The sequence below is a fragment of the Stenotrophomonas sp. 80084_Sma genome (assembly GCF_056481995.1).
On the sequence record NZ_CM151177.1, the window covers coordinates 2,833,228 to 2,850,051 of the forward strand.

The 16,824-nt window shown below is 67.2% G+C and carries 12 protein-coding genes; 6 read left to right on the plus strand and 6 right to left on the minus strand.

The window, feature by feature from the left end; all coding sequences use genetic code 11:
- The first annotated feature begins 105 nt into the window (after positions 1–105).
- Positions 106–957: a LysR substrate-binding domain-containing protein gene (locus ACZK3W_RS13140; RefSeq protein ID WP_197615427.1), complete on the plus strand. Its 852-nt coding sequence runs from the start codon at positions 106–108 to the stop codon at positions 955–957.
- A 111-nt stretch (positions 958–1,068) separates the two neighbouring features.
- On the opposite strand, the gene ACZK3W_RS13145 is transcribed toward ACZK3W_RS13140, so the two are convergent.
- Entirely contained in the window at positions 1,069–1,989 is a 921-nt protein-coding gene (locus ACZK3W_RS13145) for a DUF2817 domain-containing protein (protein ID WP_197615426.1), read from the minus strand.
- Positions 1,990–2,120: 131 nt separating this feature from the next.
- Between ACZK3W_RS13145 and ACZK3W_RS13150 the strand changes: the two genes are divergently transcribed.
- The 3 genes from ACZK3W_RS13150 (at position 2,121) to ACZK3W_RS13160 (ending at position 6,855) form a co-directional block, all read left to right on the plus strand.
- Positions 2,121–4,202, plus strand: a complete 2,082-nt coding sequence (locus tag ACZK3W_RS13150; RefSeq protein WP_197615425.1) for a TonB-dependent siderophore receptor — start codon at positions 2,121–2,123, stop codon at positions 4,200–4,202.
- Positions 4,203–4,264: 62 nt separating this feature from the next.
- Complete coding sequence (locus tag ACZK3W_RS13155) at positions 4,265–6,037, plus strand: chloride channel protein (RefSeq protein ID WP_478449999.1); 1,773 nt, start codon at positions 4,265–4,267, stop codon at positions 6,035–6,037.
- Positions 6,038–6,138: 101 nt separating this feature from the next.
- Positions 6,139–6,855 carry an MgtC/SapB family protein gene (locus tag ACZK3W_RS13160; protein ID WP_024957423.1) on the plus strand — a complete coding sequence of 239 codons (717 nt, stop codon included), beginning with the start codon at positions 6,139–6,141 and terminating at the stop codon, positions 6,853–6,855.
- 73 nt (positions 6,856–6,928) lie between these two features.
- On the opposite strand, the gene ACZK3W_RS13165 is transcribed toward ACZK3W_RS13160, so the two are convergent.
- On the minus strand, positions 6,929–7,336 hold the full coding sequence (locus ACZK3W_RS13165; protein ID WP_049423068.1) for a MerR family transcriptional regulator: 408 nt from the start codon (positions 7,334–7,336) through the stop codon (positions 6,929–6,931).
- 63 nt (positions 7,337–7,399) lie between these two features.
- Here ACZK3W_RS13165 and ACZK3W_RS13170 point away from each other — a divergent pair, with 63 nt between their 5' ends.
- Entirely contained in the window at positions 7,400–8,254 is an 855-nt protein-coding gene (locus tag ACZK3W_RS13170) for a class I SAM-dependent methyltransferase (RefSeq protein ID WP_478450002.1), read from the plus strand.
- 58 nt (positions 8,255–8,312) lie between these two features.
- Here the strand turns inward: ACZK3W_RS13170 and ACZK3W_RS13175 are convergent, their stop codons facing one another.
- The 4 genes from ACZK3W_RS13175 to ACZK3W_RS13190 form a co-directional block, all read right to left on the minus strand.
- Complete coding sequence (locus ACZK3W_RS13175; RefSeq protein ID WP_019659952.1) at positions 8,313–8,603, minus strand: DUF6959 family protein; 291 nt, start codon at positions 8,601–8,603, stop codon at positions 8,313–8,315.
- 122 nt (positions 8,604–8,725) lie between these two features.
- Positions 8,726–9,562, minus strand: a complete 837-nt coding sequence (locus tag ACZK3W_RS13180; protein WP_012511335.1) for an OmpA family protein — start codon at positions 9,560–9,562, stop codon at positions 8,726–8,728.
- Between the two features lie 61 nt (positions 9,563–9,623).
- On the minus strand, positions 9,624–14,729 hold the full coding sequence (locus ACZK3W_RS13185; RefSeq protein WP_197615423.1) for a YadA-like family protein: 5,106 nt from the start codon (positions 14,727–14,729) through the stop codon (positions 9,624–9,626).
- A gap of 235 nt (positions 14,730–14,964) precedes the next feature.
- Entirely contained in the window at positions 14,965–15,945 is a 981-nt protein-coding gene (locus ACZK3W_RS13190; RefSeq protein ID WP_032128070.1) for an AraC family transcriptional regulator, read from the minus strand.
- Positions 15,946–16,630: 685 nt separating this feature from the next.
- Between ACZK3W_RS13190 and ACZK3W_RS13195 the strand changes: the two genes are divergently transcribed.
- Positions 16,631–16,822 carry a Flp family type IVb pilin gene (locus tag ACZK3W_RS13195; RefSeq protein WP_019337868.1) on the plus strand — a complete coding sequence of 64 codons (192 nt, stop codon included), beginning with the start codon at positions 16,631–16,633 and terminating at the stop codon, positions 16,820–16,822.
- Positions 16,823–16,824 lie beyond the last annotated feature (2 nt).

The window sequence follows — 16,824 nt, forward strand, 5'->3', positions numbered from 1 at the left end:
GCGTGGAGGGTCCGGAACGCCCCGCAGACGGGGGCGACGGAAGCAAGTATCATCGCCTTTTACGGTGGTATCAAAATGGATTCCATCGACAGGAGCGATGGATCAATGCCCTACTCCCCTGAATCCCTGCAGGCCTTCGTGGAAGCCGCGGCGCTGGGCTCGTTCTCGGCGGCGGCGCGACGCCTGCGCAAGACCCAATCGACGGTCAGCACCGCCATCGCCCACCTGGAAGCCGACCTGGGCGTGAGCCTGTTCGACCGCAGCGGGCGCTACCCGCAGCTGACCGAGGCCGGGCGCCAGGTACTTGGGCACGCGCAGGAAATCCTGGCTGCCGATGCCCGCCTGCAGCAGTTGAGCGTACGCCTGGCCGCACCGGTCGAGCCGCGCTTGACCGTGGCATTCTCCGACGTCTACCAACTGGACCCGGAGCAGCGGATCCTGCAACGCTTCGCCGAGGCATTCCCGGAGATCGAGCTGGAATGGCTGGACGCCGAGGGCGAGGACGTGCTGGAACTGGTGAGCAACGGACGCGCCGCGCTGGGTCTGCTGCCACGGCAGGAGCACTATCCGGACGGACTGGTGGCACGTCCGCTGGCGCACCACAGCGAGCTGTCGGTGTATGTGGCGCGCGAGCATCCGCTGGCCAGCGCTGGCCGTCGCGCCGCCGCACAGCTGGCGCGGCATAGACAGGTGCGCTTGAGCGCGGAAGTCGATCATTCCCGCGTGGTCACCGGCCTGGCCTGGACCGCCACCGACTACCTGATGGTGATGGAAATGGCCGAGGACGGCCTCGGCTGGGCCGAACTGCCGCGCGCACTGGTACAGCGCTACGACCGCGGGCGGATGGTGGAACTGCTGCTGCCCGGCTGGCCGCGGCGCATCCACAGCGACCTGCTGTGGCGCCGCGACACGCCACCAGGCCCAGCCGCACTCTGGTGGGCCGAGGCGCTGGGGTGAAAAGGGGACGGAGGGGATTAAGTCGTTTGTGACCTAGTACTGCCGGGTCACAAACGACTTAATCCCCTCCGTCCCCTTTTTCAGTTGCCGGCCAGCGGCCGGCACTACCGATCAGGGGTGCGCCAGCGCGTAATCCAGCGCCGAGCACACTGCGGCCACCTGCGCGTCGTTGCACTGCTGCGGGGTCGCACGCGGGCTGTCCGGGTAGACCTCGGTGGTGGTGGTGTACTTCGCCCCGGTAATGCCGGCGCACAGGCCCAGCTTCACCAGCGGGTACTCGATCACGCCATGCGCCACCACCGGCGAACCGATGATCTCGCCCTTGTCGTCGGCCGGCGCGATGTGGGTGACCATCTCCACCGCAGCGATCACCGCCTGCTGGAACGCCGCCTGCGGGTTCTCGCTGTCGTCCACCAGATAGAAACCATCTGGAATCAGGCCCGGCTCGAACGGCTTGCCGTCGCGCGCGGCCAGCGCCGGGCGGAACTCGCTCTCGTCGCTGTCGGTGGTTTCGTGCAGGTCGATGTGCAGCACGAACTGGTCCTTGATCGGTGCGATCAGTTCGATCAGCGCGGTCGACTCGCGGGCCGGGCCGTCGGCGCGGAAGTTGCGGTTCGGGTCGATCGCATCGAAGTTCCAGCGATTGATGCGCTCGAAGCCCCACGGATTCACGCACGGTGCCACCAGCAGGTTGGCCTTGCCGGCGTAATCGGCCGCGTGCTTTTCGAGAAACTCCAGCGCGCCTATCACGCCGCTGGTCTCGTAGCCGTGCACGCCACCGGTGACCAGCGCGGCCGGCAGCGCCGGGTTCCAGTCGCGGCTGCGCAGGGCGAACAGGGTGTAGGTCTCGCCGGCGTAGTCGAGCTGGCCATAGGCCACCTTGTCGAAGCGCGAAGCCAGTGCCTCGATGCGCGGCAGCACCTCCTCGTCGTAGCGACGCAGGCGCTGCTGGCGGCCACGCCACGCCTCCCGTTCCGCCGCTCCCCACGGCTGGCCAGGGGTTCCGACGGGGTAGAAAGCGGCTTGGGACATGGCAGATCTCAGCGAGTCAGGAAGCAATCACCCACTTTACCACCGGCCCATCAGCATGAACCGGAGACGCATTCCATTGGCGAATGGAATCAGCAATAATTCTCATTTACGCCCTTCCACGACCTGCATCGATGCCCATCCGCGCCCCGCAAACGGCCCGCCTGCCACTGGCCGCCGCCCTCGCCCTGTGCCTGCTCCCGGCTGTCAGCGCCTTCGCCCAGGACGGCGCCACCACGCTGGACAGCATCCAGGTCTCCGGCAGCTGGCTGGGCACCGGCCTGCACGACAGCGTGAAGAGCTTCGCTGGCGCGCGCACCGTGGTGGACCGTCAGCGCATCGAAGCCAGCGGCGCGGCCAGCATCGGCGATGCCATGCGCCGCATCCCCGGCGTGCAGGTCACCGACAACTCCGGCACCGCCGGCAGTTCGGTCTCGCTGAACATCGGCGTGCGCGGCCTGACCGGGCGCTACTCGCCGCGCTCGACCGTGCTGCTCGATGGCGTGCCGCTGGCAGTGGCGCCGTATGGCCAGCCGCAGCTGTCGTTCGCGCCGACCAGCCTGTCCAACATCGAATCGATCGACGTGGTGCGCGGTGGCGGCGCGGTGCGCTACGGCCCGCAGAACGTGGGCGGCATCATCAACTTCAGCACCCGCGCCATTCCCACCGAGGCCGGCCTGCACGGTGAGGCCGGCGTGCGCTACACCGCCTACGACCACGGCGGCGGAGACAGCACCCAGTACAACGCCTTCCTCGGTGGCACCGGCGACAACGGCCTGGGCGCGGCCCTGCTTTATTCCGGCCAGGACGGCCGCGGCTGGCGCCAGGGCAGCGATGACCGTTTCAACGACCTCGCGCTGAAGTTCGCGTACGCCATCGACGAACAGCAGGAACTGCGCGCCAAGCTCTCCTACTACGATGTGCGCTCGCTGACCCCGGGTGGCCTGACCCGTGCCCAGTACGAAGCCGACCCGTTCCAGAACACGCGCCCCACCGATTTCTGGAAAGGCCACCGCACCGGCATCGACCTGGGCTACACCAATACGCTCTCGGCCAACAGCGAGTTCGAGGTACTGGCCTATTACAACGAAAGCAGCCGTGCCAGCTCGCTGATCAACGCCGCCAATACCCAGCTGACCGTGCAGCCGCGCGACTACCGTGTGCTCGGCATCGAGCCGCGCTACACCCAGCGCCTGCACTGGGGCGCCAGCGTGCACGACATCACCGCCGGCTACCGCTTCCTGCGCGAGCGTGGCAACGACCGCAGCTACACAGTCACCCGCCGCACCGGCGCGGCCAGTGCCACCACCCGCTTCGACAACGCCACCGACGCACACGCCTTCTACATCGACGACCGCATCGCGATCGGCCAGTGGCGGATCACCCCGGGCGTGCGCATGGAGTGGATCGACATGGACCGCCGCCAGGCCGGGGGCGCGGCGACCTTCAGCAGCCGCAACGACAAGGCGCTGCCCTCGCTCAACATCGCCTATCTGCTGACCCCGCAGCTGACCGTGTTCGGCAACTACACCACCTCGTTCGGGCCGGTGCAGAACATCCAGCTCAATTCGCAGACCGCCAGCAACCCGCTGAACCCGGAAGTGGCCAAGACCACCGAACTCGGCGCACGCTGGCAGGACGGTGCGCTGCGCGCGGAAGTGACCGTGTTCAAGATGCGCTTCGACAACCAGATCCTGCAGGTGCCGGGCATCACCCCGCCAACCTTCCAGAACATCGGCGCCACCGACCACAAGGGCGTGGAGAGCGCGCTGGAGTACCACTTCAGCGAAGACAGCGCGCTGGCCGGGTTGGAGCTGTACGCCAACTACACCTGGACCAAGGCGATCCAGCAGTCCGGCGACAACCGTGGCCTGGACGTGCCGTTCTACTCGCGCGACACCGACAGCGTCGGCGCCCGCTACGCGCTGGCCGGCTGGACCTTCAATGTCTCCAGCACCCACCAGAGCGGCCAGTTCTCCGATGCGGCCAACACCTGGGCCGAGAGCGCCGATGCGCGCGTGGGCCGCGTGCCGGGCGTGCGCCTGTGGAACGCGCAGGTGGCCTGGCAGGTGCCGGGACTAGGTGACAGCGAGATCGCGCTGGGCGTGAACAACCTGGCCGACAAGCGCTGGTACACCCGCAACGTCGATGGCAACGCCGGCCGCATGGTGGCCGCGCCACGCACCTTCTACCTGCAGGGCCGCTACCGCTTCTGACGCAGTAACCGCCCGATGCAGTGACGGCGGCGATCACGGTGGCGGCGTATCATGCCGCCACCATGTCATTGCCTGTTTCGCCATCGCGCCTGCATCTGGCCTTCCAGGGCCTGCGCCTGCGCCTGCGCGGCAGTGACCTGTGGTTCATTGCGCTTGCCCTGCTGGTCGGCCTGATCGCCGGCTACCTGACCTTGCTGCAGTCCGGCATCGCACGCTGGCTGCAGGGCACCCTGTACGGGCTGGACGACGGCATGCGCCTGAGTTCCCTGCCCTCGCTGACCTGGACCGCGCTGCTGGTACTGCCACTGGGTGGTCTGCTGGTCGGCCTGGTCAGCCTGGCCGCGACCCGGCTCAAGCGGCCCCTGCTCGATGCGGTGGAAGCCAATGCCCTGCATGGCGGCCGCATGTCGATGCGCGACAACCTCATCGTGCTGACCCAGACCCTGCTGTCCAACGGCTGCGGCGCCTCGGTCGGGCTGGAGGCGTCGTATACGCAGATGGGCGCGGGCAGCGGCTCGCAACTGGGCCGGGTGATGCGCCTGCGCCGCAACGACGTGCGCATCCTGGTCGGCGCCGGTGCCGCCGGCGCCATTGCCGCCGCCTTCGGTGCACCGCTGGCTGGTGCGTTCTACGCCTTCGAGATCGTCATCGGCGCCTACACCCCGGCCGCGCTGGCCCCGGTGGCGGTCGCTGCATTGGCTGGCGCATTCGTCGCCGACCAGGCGGGGATCGAGGCCTACCTGCTGCCTGCCGCCTCGACGATTGATGTCCGCGTCGCCGACTACGCCATCTACGGCCTGCTCGGCTGCTGCTGCGCGATGGTCGGCATCGCGGTGATGCGGCTTATCGCTTCGATCGAGGGTACGGTCAAGCGCAGCCCGTTGCCGTTGTGGGGCCGGCCGGTGGTGGGCGGCCTGCTGCTGATTCCGCTGGCACTGGCCAGCCCACAGGTGCTGTCGTCCGGCCATGGCGCGCTGCACCTGGACCTGACCACGCATCTGCCGCTGATCTGGATCGGCGGCCTGCTGACCCTGAAGTGCCTGGCCTCGGGCATCTCGCTGGGCTTCGGCTTCCGCGGTGGCCTGTTCTTCGCCTCGTTGTTCATGGGCACCCTGGTCGGTGCCCTGTTCGCCGGCCTGCTCGCCATGGCCACCGGCGTGCCGGTGATCGACGCCACCTCCGCCGCGCTGGCCGGCATGGCCGCACTGGCCGCTGCGGTGGTCGGCGCACCGATGACCATGGCCATGCTGGTGCTGGAAGGCACCCACGACTTCCTGCTGACCAGCGTGGTGATGAGCGCGGTGCTGGTCTCCAGCACGCTCGTGCGGCAGTGGTTCGGCTATTCGTTCTCGACCTGGCGCATGCACCTGCGCGGCGAGACCATCAAGAGCGCCCGCGACGTGGGCTGGGTGCAGAACCTCAACGCCGGCCGGTTGATGCGCAAGGGCGTGGCCACCGCCCCGGCCGACCTTGATGCCGCCGCCTTCCGCCAGCGCTTCCCGCTGGGCTCGGGCAGCCGCGTGATCCTGATCGACAGCGAAGGCCATTACGCCGGGATCGTGCAGATTCCGCGCGTGTACGGCGACGGCGTGAAGCCCGAAACCACGATCGGCGAACTGGCGGAAAACCGCGACGTGTCACTGCTGCCAAGCGCGGACGTGGTCACCGTGATGCAGCGCTTCGACCACACCCAGGCCGACGAACTGGCCGTGGTCGCTGCCGACGGCCAGGTGCTGGGCGTGGTCTCCGAAGCCTTCGTACGCAAGCGCTACGCCGAGGAACTGGACAAGCGCCAGCGCGAACTGATGGGCGAGCGGGTCGAGGACACCGACTGACCCCGCAAAAAGGGGACGGAGGGGATTAAGTCGTTTCTGGCCCCCTCGAAATCCACGTATGGCGTGGATCTACTGTCACCTCGACCGGGTAGACTCCGGCCATGCGCTTCATTGAAACCTTCCAGGCCGGTCCCTTCGCCGACACCGTGGTCAGCCTGCTGGCCGCCTTCGTGCTGGGCACGCTGATCGGCGCCGAGCGCCAGTACCGGCAACGCACCGCCGGCCTGCGCACCAACGTGCTGGTGGCGGTCGGCGCCGCTGCCTTCGTCGACCTGGGCATGCGCATCGCCGGCAGCGCCGAGGCGGTGCGGGTGATCTCCTACGTGGTCTCCGGCGTCGGCTTCCTCGGCGCCGGCGTGATCATGAAGGAAGGCATGAACGTGCGCGGGCTGAACACCGCCGCCACGTTGTGGTGCTCGGCGGCGGTCGGCAGCTGTACCGGCGCGGACATGTTGGCCGAAGGCGTGCTGCTGACGGTCTTGATCATCGCTGGCAACACCCTGCTGCGGCCGCTGGTGAATGCGATCAACCGCATCCCGATCAACGAGACGGCCACCGAGGCCACCTACGAGGTGCGCCTGAGTGTGGATGCCGAAGCGGTGCCACGTGTACGCGAACGCCTGGTCGATGCGCTGGAGGCGGCGCAATATCCGGTCGGTGATGTGCAGGTGGTCGAGCATGCCGACGCGCCCACCGATGTGATCGCGGTGCTGGTCAGTACCGCCGTGAGTGCCGATGAGCTGGACGTGGTGCTGGCGCGGATGGAGCATGTGCCGGGCGTGCTGCACGCCACCTGGGAAGTCAGTACCCGCGATTGATTCATCCACGCATGGCGTGGATCTACCGAGGTTGTGGTGCAGTAGATCCACACCATGCGTGGATGCGCTTCTCTCACCCACCCGCCAGGCGCTGCTGGGCCCGCAGCAACTTACGGAACGAACCGCACTGGCGCGCATCCTGCGCTTCCGGGCAGGCCGCCGCGCGTTGTAGATGGCGGCGTACCCGCTGCAGCTGGGTGATCTGCTGCTGCAGCACATCGGCCTGTGCCAGCAGGGCTTCGCGATCCAACGTAATGCATCCGCGCTGAGGCGGCAGCGACAACCCGATCTGCTGCAGCGACAACCCGGCCGACTGGCCAAGGCCGATCAACGCCAGGCGCTCCAGCACCTGCTCGTCGTACTGCCGGCGCAGGCCGCGACGGCCCAGCGACTGCAACAACCCGAGCTGCTCGTAGTAGCGCAGGGTCGAGGCCGGCACGCCGCTGCGCTTCACCACCTCGCCGATATCCAGTTCACGCATGGGCTTGACCTCAAGTCGCCTTCAAGCATCAACCTATGGGCAACTTCCCGGCAGGACAAGGCCATGGCCAGTACATCCCACGTTGATCAGAATGCGCTCTGGAATGGCCCTGGCGGCCAGATCTGGGTCGCCCAGCAGGCCATCCTCGACGGCCTGTTCCAGCCGATGGCCGACCTGCTGGTGGCCGAGCTTCCGCAAACCGTCACGCAACTGCTCGATATCGGCTGTGGCACCGGCGCGAGCCTGCTGGCATCAGCCGCCGCTCGCCCGGCGACACACAGCACCGGCCTGGACATCTCCGCGCCGATGCTGGCACTGGCCCGCCAGCGCGCCGAGGCGGCCGGACTGGACGCGGACTTCATCGTGGCCGATGCGCAGCAGCATCCGCTGCCCTCCGCGCACTTCGACTGGATCCAGTCGCGGCTGGGTGTGATGTTCTTCGAGGATACCGGCGCGGCCTTCGCCAACCTGCACCACGCCGCGCGACCGGGTGCCGGCCTGCGTTTCATCGCCTGGCGCAGCGCAGAGGAGAACCCATTCATGACGACGGCCGAGCGTGCCATTGGCGATGAACTCGATCTACCCCCACGCGTGCCAGGAGCACCCGGCCAGTTCGCCTTTGCCGATGGCCAGCGCGTGCAGCGTCTGTTGCAGGCCGCCGGCTGGAAGGATGTGGAGTTGGTCGCGGTAGACCTGCCGTGCTCGATTGCCCGCGATGAACTGCCGACCTATGTCGGCCAGCTGGGCCCGTTGGGCTTGGCGCTGCGCAATCTGCCCGAAGACCGCGCCGACGCACTTCGAAACAAGGCGCTGGCCGCGTTCGCGCCCTTCATCGAAGGCGACCGTGTGCGCGTCGATGCCGCCTGTTGGCTGGTCCGCGCCGCGCCTGATACAAAAAAAGGGGACGGAGGGGATTAAGTCGTTCTTGCCCCGGCTGTGCCGGAAACGACTTAATCCCCTCCGTCCCCTTTTTCTACTACAGCGCCTCGCCGGCGTCGGCCAGGCGCGATTCAATCAGCGCATACCACTGCTGCAGCACGTCGATCAGCATGTCCAGCTCGGCGTCGGTGCGCTGCGCGCGCCCACTGCGCAGGCAGGCCTGGGCTTCCTGCAGCTGGGCGAGGAAGCCGGCCACGGTGTCTGCCTGCAGGATCAATCCCGGCAGGCGCCGCCCGGGAATGCGCACCACCGCATGATTGCCGAGCTGGCCGTACACACTCAGTGTGGTTTCCGTCTTCATGGAAAGAGGCAGGAATTGGGCGTTCATCGCGTGCACCATGGAAAACCTGAGCCGCCGGCAGGCGTGGACAACAGGGGGAGACGTGGCCACGTCCTGCCGGCGGTCAGGGGGGACTCGGGATGCCGGGGACTTGCCCCGGCGCAGGATTCTCAGCGTGGCTGCGCCACACCCGCGATCTGCACGCGCCGGTTCGGCGCCAGGCAGGCGATCAGCTCGCGACGGTTGCGCTGCTCGCACTGCACGATCGGCTCGGCCGCGCCGCGCCCTTCGGCACTGATGCTGGCTGCAGGCACGCCGCCCTGCACAAGCGCGCTGCGCACGGCCTCGGCACGTCGCTGCGACAGGGCCTGGTTGTAGCTGGCACTGCCGATACGGTCGGTATACCCGGTCACCCGGATTGACTGCACCTGACTGGCCTCGCGCACCTGCGCCAGTACGCCCTGCACGGCCTGCTGGCCTTCGGCACTGAGCACCGCGCTGTCGAAACCGAACAGCGCATCGGCGGACAGGCGCAACGGCTGCTCCGGCAACGGCGCCGGTGCAGGCGGGGCCGGCGGCCGCGGCGGGTCCAGCACCGCCGCACATGATTCAGGCTTCCAGTAGCCACCCTGGGCGATGCCCTTGCTGTCGAATCGCACCTGGAACTGGCAGGTGAAGTACTCCGCGCCCTGCGCAGTGCGGAAGTTGAACAGGTAATTCCACTCACGTACGCCCCACATGCCTTCGTTGAAGTGCGGCGTACCCAGCAGCGTATACAGCTGGCGCTTGCTCATGCCCGGCGCGAAACGGCGCAGGTCGGCGACGTCGGGATAGATGCCTTCCTTCAACGAGGCCTTCGAGGCCTCCGGGAACTGCACGGCGGTGGTTTCGGCAGGACCTTCGGCGGCCGGCGCATGGCTGCGGCAGGCGGCCAGCAGGCCCATTCCCAGGACCAGGCCCAGCACTGCGGCCATCTGGCCGGTGCGGGCGATGCGATGCTGTTTCATGTCATTCCCCCTTTGGACGTTTCCGCGATGCCGGGCCGCGCGTGCGGCCCGGCGGCGGGGATCACCACTGGATGCCTGCACCAACGGCCACACCGGCCTCGCCACGGCTGTTGGTCGAGCCGCTGAACTTGTAGATCCAGCGGCCACCTTCCGAGACACCGGAGATGCCGACCGCAACGCCGGATTCGCCGTTGTAGCTGCCGGCGGCGACCGAGGCCATGCTGCGGCCCGCTTCGCTGGGCTGCGGCAGTGCTGCGGTGGCCATTGCCGAGGCGATGCCGGCCGAGGCGCGGTTGTCGGTCTTGCGCAGGTCGCGCTCGAAGCCACCCATGCGCTCGTCGGTGTAGGCCTTCGACCAGTCCAGGGTCTGCGCCATGCCCGACTTCAACTGGTCGACGTTGACTGCGTCGGTACCGGCGGTACCGGCGGCGACGTTACGCACCGTGGTCGGGCCGCTGTTGGTGCTGCCCAGCGTGACACTGTTGTAGTTGGTCGCGCCGTTCACCGTGGTGTCGTAACGGATCGTACCCTGCTGCGAGGCCTGCAGCTGGCGTACGTTGACCGCGTCGGTCGCCTGCGAACCGTCGGCCACGTTGACCACCTGGCGTTCGGCACCGGCGGCACCGACCGAGACCGTGTTGGCCCGGTTCGCCACCGAACCCGCACCCAGCGCCACCGAGTTGTCGGCCTGCGCCTGCGAGCCATTGCCCAGCGCGGTCGAGTTGGCACCGGCGGCGGTGGAGCCAGCGCCACCTGCGGCCGAGTTGGCACCGCTGGCGGACGGATCGGCCAGGTTGTTGGTGTTGTTGGCGCGGAAGCTGCCGGCCACGTTGGTGATGTTCTGGATCTTCTGGTCGGTGTACTTCTTCGATTCGTCGATGGCGTAGTTCACGCCGTTCTTCAGCTGGCCGACGTTGGTCGCGTCGTACGTATCGGAACCGTCGGCGACATGGGTGATCTTGCGCTCGCTGCCGGTGCTGCCGACCGAAACCTCACCGGCCGAGTTGCTGGCGCCGGTCTCGCCATAGGCGCCGGTGTAGCCGCTCTGCGCACCGACGCTGGCCACCGACCCGGCACCCAGGGCGACGCTGTTGCCGGCACTGGCGCTGGCGCCGTTGCCGACCGCCACGCTGTTGGCACCGGCCGCACTGGCCTGCGGGCCGACCGCCACCGCTTCCGCACCGGCAGCCGTTGCAGGCGCTGCGGTCGAGTTCACTGCCAGGTAGGCACTGCCACCGCTGTTGTTGGTGATGCGTTGGTTGAGGACCTTCAGCGAGCCGTCCACCGCAGTGAAGGCGGCGGTGACATTGTTGTAGTCGCCGCTGGTGAAGGTGCCGTCGGTGGCGATGCTGGAGATGCTGAACTTCGGCGCGGTCCACACGTTGGTGGTGCCGTTGTACGCGGTGGTGCCACCGAAGTAGTTGGCGATGGTGCTGTTCGTGCTGAACAGCTGGTCGCCGGTGATGGCATCACTGCTGCCGGCCAGGATGCTGCCGGCGGCGACGTTGGTGATCTTCACCGCGCCGGTGCCGGTACCCGTCAGCGTCACGCTGTTGAGCACGTTGCCACTGCCATCGACGTCGTACTTCACGGCCAGCTTGTCGATCTCATCGGTCTGGTCGGCAACGTTGGCCAGCGAGTTGCTGACCGCATCGAAGGCGGTACCGACGTCGTTGTAGCTGCCCTTGGTCACGGTGCCGTTGGCGGCGACGTTGTTGATCGAGTAGGTCGGTGCGGTCAGCACGCCGCTGGCGTTGACCGCCGCGCCACCACCGAGGTGGGTGGCCACGGCCTGGTTGGCCGCAAACAGCTGGGCACCGTTGATGGCCTCGCTGCTGGTGGCACTGACCTGGCCCGGGCCGAGATTACGCAGCGTGGTGGCCGTGCCGGTCTGGCCGAGCGTGGCACTGGCGTAGTTGACGCTGCCGTCGCCATTGAGGTCATAGCGCAGTGCCCCCTGTTCCGACGCCTGCAGCTGGCCGACATTGACCGCATCGGTCGCTGCGGTACCCGCAGCCAGGTTGGTGACCTGACGCTCAGCACCGGCGGCACCGATGGACACGCTGTTGGCACGGTCAGCCAGGCTGCCGGCACCCACCGCGATGCTGTTGGCGGCGGTGGCGCGGGCGTTGGTACCGACGGCGATCGAGTCGGCGCCGCTGGCCAGTGCCTCGGTACCGGTCGAGTTCACCCGCAGGTACTTGGTGCCACCGTTGCGGATGTCGGTGATCTGCGTGTTGAGATTGACCAGCGAACCATCGACCGCGGCGAAGGCATCGGTGGCGTTCTCATACAGACCCTTGGCGATCGCACCGCCGGTGGAGATGGTGCTGATCTCGAACAGTGGTGCGGTGAAGGCACCGCTGGCCGGATCGAAGGCTGCGCGACCGCCGAAGAAGCTGGCGATGGCCGCATTGGTCGCCGCCAACTGGCCGCCATTGACCGCTTCCAGGCTGCCGGCGGTGACCGCACCGCCGGCCAGGTTGCCGATGGTGGTAGTGCCGGTGCCCGCACCGAGCGTGACGCGGCGATAGTTCGGATTGCCGGCACCGTCCAGATCGTAGGTCACCGCAGCGGCCGCCACATCATCGATCAGGCTGATGGCACCCTTCAGCTGGGCCACGTTGACCGCATCGGTATTGACACTACCGGCGGCCACGTTGGTGATCTGGCGCTCGCCGCCACCGGCGGTACCCACCGACACTTCACCGGCCGAGACCTGCGGCGCAGTGAGGCCATAGGCGCTGTAGCTGGCCTGGGCACCGCGCAGCGCGGCCGAACGGTAGCCCAGTGCAACCGAATTGGCCTGGTTAGAGGTCGCCTCGGCACCGAGCAAGGTCTGCCCGTTGGCCGTGCCCACCGCGCTGTCGCCGACGATCACCGAATGACCCATGCGTGCGGCGTAGTCCGCGGTCGGCACGCCGGTCGGGTTGCTCGGGTCATTGGTGCCTGCACCCGGGAAGGCCACGTTGGCATCGACCTTCGGCAGTTCGTGGCGGGCATTGGCGCCGATCACCACTTCCTTCGAACCGTTGGCAAAGGCGCCGTCACCCATCAGCACCTGGTAGTCCTGCGCGGCGTTGACGGCCCAGCAGGAGATGTCGGCGAGGACGATATCCAGGCACTTGGCCGCCCATGCCGGCGAATCCTTCGGCAGCAGCAGCCCGAGCAGGCCGCCGGGATTGCCGTTGTTGATGTTGTAGATGTAGCTGTCGGAGGTGACACCGCCGATCAGGGTCAGGTGCGAGCTGCCGCCGGTGACGGCGCCGCCCAGGCCATTGAGGGTGCTGCCGACCGGCGACAGGTTGACCACCGGCAGGCCCAGCACATTGACCGTCGAGTAGGTCTGCATCACGTTGGCGTTGCTGAGCTTGAGGTTGCCGTTGCTCAGGTAGCCGTTGCCACCGAACAGGCTGGTGGTGGTCGGGCCGATCAGCTGCCCGACATTGCCGACCAGGCCACCGGTGCCGATGATCAGGCCCGCGTTCGGATCGGCCGGAGCCGGCGCCTTCGGGCTGGTCGGCGGGATCGCCGAGGGCTTGGTCAGGCCGAGACCGCCGAGGGTGCCGCCGACCAGGCCACCCACGGCACTGCCGAGATTGCCGATGGTGCCATTGAGGTTGCCGTTGAGCAGGTTACCGACGGCGCCGCCGACATTGCCGAGCGTATCGCCCAGCAGGCCACCGAGGCCGCCGGTGCTGCCACCTGTAGCGCCATTGAGTACACCGCCGACGGTGCTGCCGACCGAACCGACCGTGCCGTTGAGCGCACCACCCACGGTGCCGCCGACCGCACCAACCGTGCCAACTGCACCGTTGAGTGCCCCGCCGACTACGCTGCCGACCGAACCGACCGTGCCGTTGAGCGCACCACCGACGGTGCCGCCGACTGCACCAACCGTGCCAACCGCACCGTTGAGTGCGCCGCCGACGGTGCTGCCGACCGCACCAGCCGTGCCGTTGAGTACACCACCCGCAGTGCCGCCGACTGCACCAACCGTGCCAACCGCACCGTTGAGTGCGCCGCCGACGGTGCTGCCGACCGAACCGACCGTGCCGTTGAGCGTGCTGCCCACTGCCCCGCCCACCGCACCAACCGTGCCGTGCAAGGCGCCGCCGACCGCACCAACCGTGTTGCCGACGGTGCCATCAAGCACGCCACCCACGGCGCCACCTGCCGCGCCGACAACGCCGCCCACCAGGCCACCCACGCCCAGTGCGCTGTTCTGCGCTGCCACAGTCGCTTGGCCGGCCAGCTTCAGATTGCGGTCGGCCACGACTTCCTGGCCATCGGGCGCCTGCACGCGCACTTTGCCGGCAACACCGGTATCGAAAGCTGCGGTGATCGCACGATCATGGGTCTCGCCCGGCAGCTCCTCCTTTGCCGGCAACGTGACCGCCGCCGTCGCCTTGACCTGCCCCTGACCATCGATCTGGTGGCCCGCCAACTTCAGCTGCGAATCCACCTTGCCGTCAACGGACGCCTTGAGGCCGGACAGCGAGCCAGCGGATGCGCCAGCAACAGCGGCGGCCGCCTTGGCACCGGTATCGATCGAGGCCGCCTGGGCACCGGCGATGCCAACCCTGGCCTTCGCCTGCGCATCCGCAGCCACACCGAGCGGCGCATGCGCGGACGGCGTAACGTTGGCCGCCAGTGAGGCATCAATCTTCGCCACATTGGACGCTGCGTGCCCCAGCCCGACATTGGCGCGAACATCGGCGGCCAGTGCAGGAACCGCGACCTGCTTCGGCGCGGCGTTCGCCGCCAGCTTCACCTGTACGGTCGCCGGCAGCACGTCGCGCACGATCGGCAGCGAGGTCGTACTCAGCTGCAGGCCCACACGCGCGTCTGCGCTGATCGCCGGACTGCTTTGCGCCTGGCGCGATGCCGCGGCCAGCGCGACTTCTGCGTCGACCTTGACCGGCATCGGCTGCGCGTATTTCGCGGCCAGTGCCTGCAGATCACGCAGCGACTGATTGGATTCGGATGCTCCTGCATGCCCGCTGGCCAGCGCACACAGCAGGGCCAGGGCCAGTGCGGTCGGCATCAGCAGGACACTGCGCGGATCGCGGGCGGCGCTGCCGCCGCTATCGCCGGTGGCCAGTTCCGAGGCCACAACCAGAGCATTGAGCTGGCGGTTCCATACACGCCGGTAGATGCGGTTCATGAGCATTTCCCCCGTAGGCGAACAACTGGAATGTCAGTGGACTTGCCGTTAGGCAGGTGACTGACATTTCAGCGTTTGCAACGGCGGCTGCGCACTTCATTCCGGCACGGCAATCGCGCATTCCGGCAAATCCACGTTCGGAATCGGCAGCCGGTTATGCAGAAGCGGCAACCATATCGGCAAGCGGATATGCAATTCCGGCAGGAACCGCCGGGAAACCCTTATGGGGCCTGGATCAGGCGGGCTGGCCGATCTGCGCGGGTGCGCGCATCAGCGTGTCACGCGGCAGTTCACCGAAGACCTTGCGGTAGTTGTCGGCGAAACGCGAAAGGTCCCACAGGCCACAACTGAGGGCGATGGCCTTGACCGAACGGCGGCTGGAATCGGCCATCGACAGGCTGCGGCAGGCTGCGCACAGGCGCAGCATCGACAGGTAACGATTGGGCGACGTACCGAACAGGTCCTCGAACGCGTAGCGCAGCCCACGCTCACTGACACCGGCAGCGTCGCAGATCTCATTCATGTAGATATTGCGGCGCAGGTTGAGGCGCATGAAGTTTTCCGCCCGCTGTGCGATCAGATAATGCGTGCGCCGCGCACGGCTGCAACCCGGGCGTTCGGCGGAACCCGCACCCAGCAGTGCCTGCACGTGTTCGTGCAGCAGCCGCTCGGTTTCTTCCGGCTGCAGGCCCGTGCCTTGGCCCAGCTGCAGGTGCAGCTGCTGGTAATGCTGTGCCAGCGGGGCGGCCTCGCTGGCGAGATTGAACAGTGAAAGCGCCTGTCCGGCCGGCGGCGTGCTGCGCAGGCTCAATTCGGTCAGCTTGCGTTGCACCCGTGCCACCGGCACCAGCATCAGGGTCATGTGCGTGCCCGGGCTCAGGGTGAACTCGCTGATGCCCTCGGGCATCACGGTCAGCGCCATCCCAGGGGCAAGCGGTACGCCATGGCACCAGCTCAGGGTTTCATCGGTCGCATGCAGATACCCCAGCATCGCCCAGTCCGGCGGCAGCATGAAACGTCCACGGCAATGGAATCCACAGCTGATGCTGCAGAACAACGCCTCCTCGTGCACGCGTGACGCGAAGGCCGCCCGCGGCCCATTGCCATCGAGCAGAAGCAGTTCGACATCACATACACGAAGCACGCCGCTCAGCGTCGCCAGGTCAATCGACCGCAGGCCGCTGTCGTCGCTGTCTCCTACCCCACCATCGACCATGACAGTGTCGTCCCCCGATTATCCGCCGTGCGGTACGGCCCCCACTGCCTGACAGGGCGCGCACCTCTCATGGAATCTCTTCCATCACCGGGATGCGCGCCGCCAAGGTGCGCACCCCAAAAGAAACGCGAGTACTTGAATGCGAGTATGCCCGATAATTCAATGGGGTAAACATCTGCACCGCGTTGAATAAGAAGGATACAGAGGTGAAAATCAGATTGTCGTGTTTGGCACAGTTTTCGCATGCGACCTGAAGCCTGCCTCACATTATCTGCACGTCGATGAATCGTTGTGCGGGCGAACGGATTTCCGTCACAGAACCCGGCTTTGAAACTAAGGACCAATGGGATTCTGCCGAATTTGCATATAGGTTCCGGTTGCAGCCGGCCGCCATTCAGGCAAAGTCGATAACACGGTGATCCGGTCTTTGATAATGACCGCACCCAGGGGGACAGCATGACCATGCACGTATCGCTCGACACGTCGACCACCGGCCCCGCGCCGCGCGGTCGCGGTTGCGCGAACGGCGTCCCGCCTGGAAACGATCACCCTGCTTGAGCACGGCGGGTCCATCCCGCCGTGCCTCCTCCGCCAGGACGTGCGGAGGTCCACGGACGATCCCGGCGGAGCCGGGCCACCGCCCAACAGGTGTCCTGTAGCAGACAGGTAGAGGGAGACAAACGTCATGAACGCATCGATCCGCAAGTTCCTGAAGGAAGAAGATGGCGTTACCGCACTCGAGTACGGCCTGCTGGCGGCTGTGATTGCGGGTGTCCTGATCGCACTGGGTAGCACGCAGATCAAGGATTTCTTCGAAACGCTCTTTGAGAATCTCACCAAGCTTGCCGACAAGGCATCGGGCAACACGCCGGCCTGAGC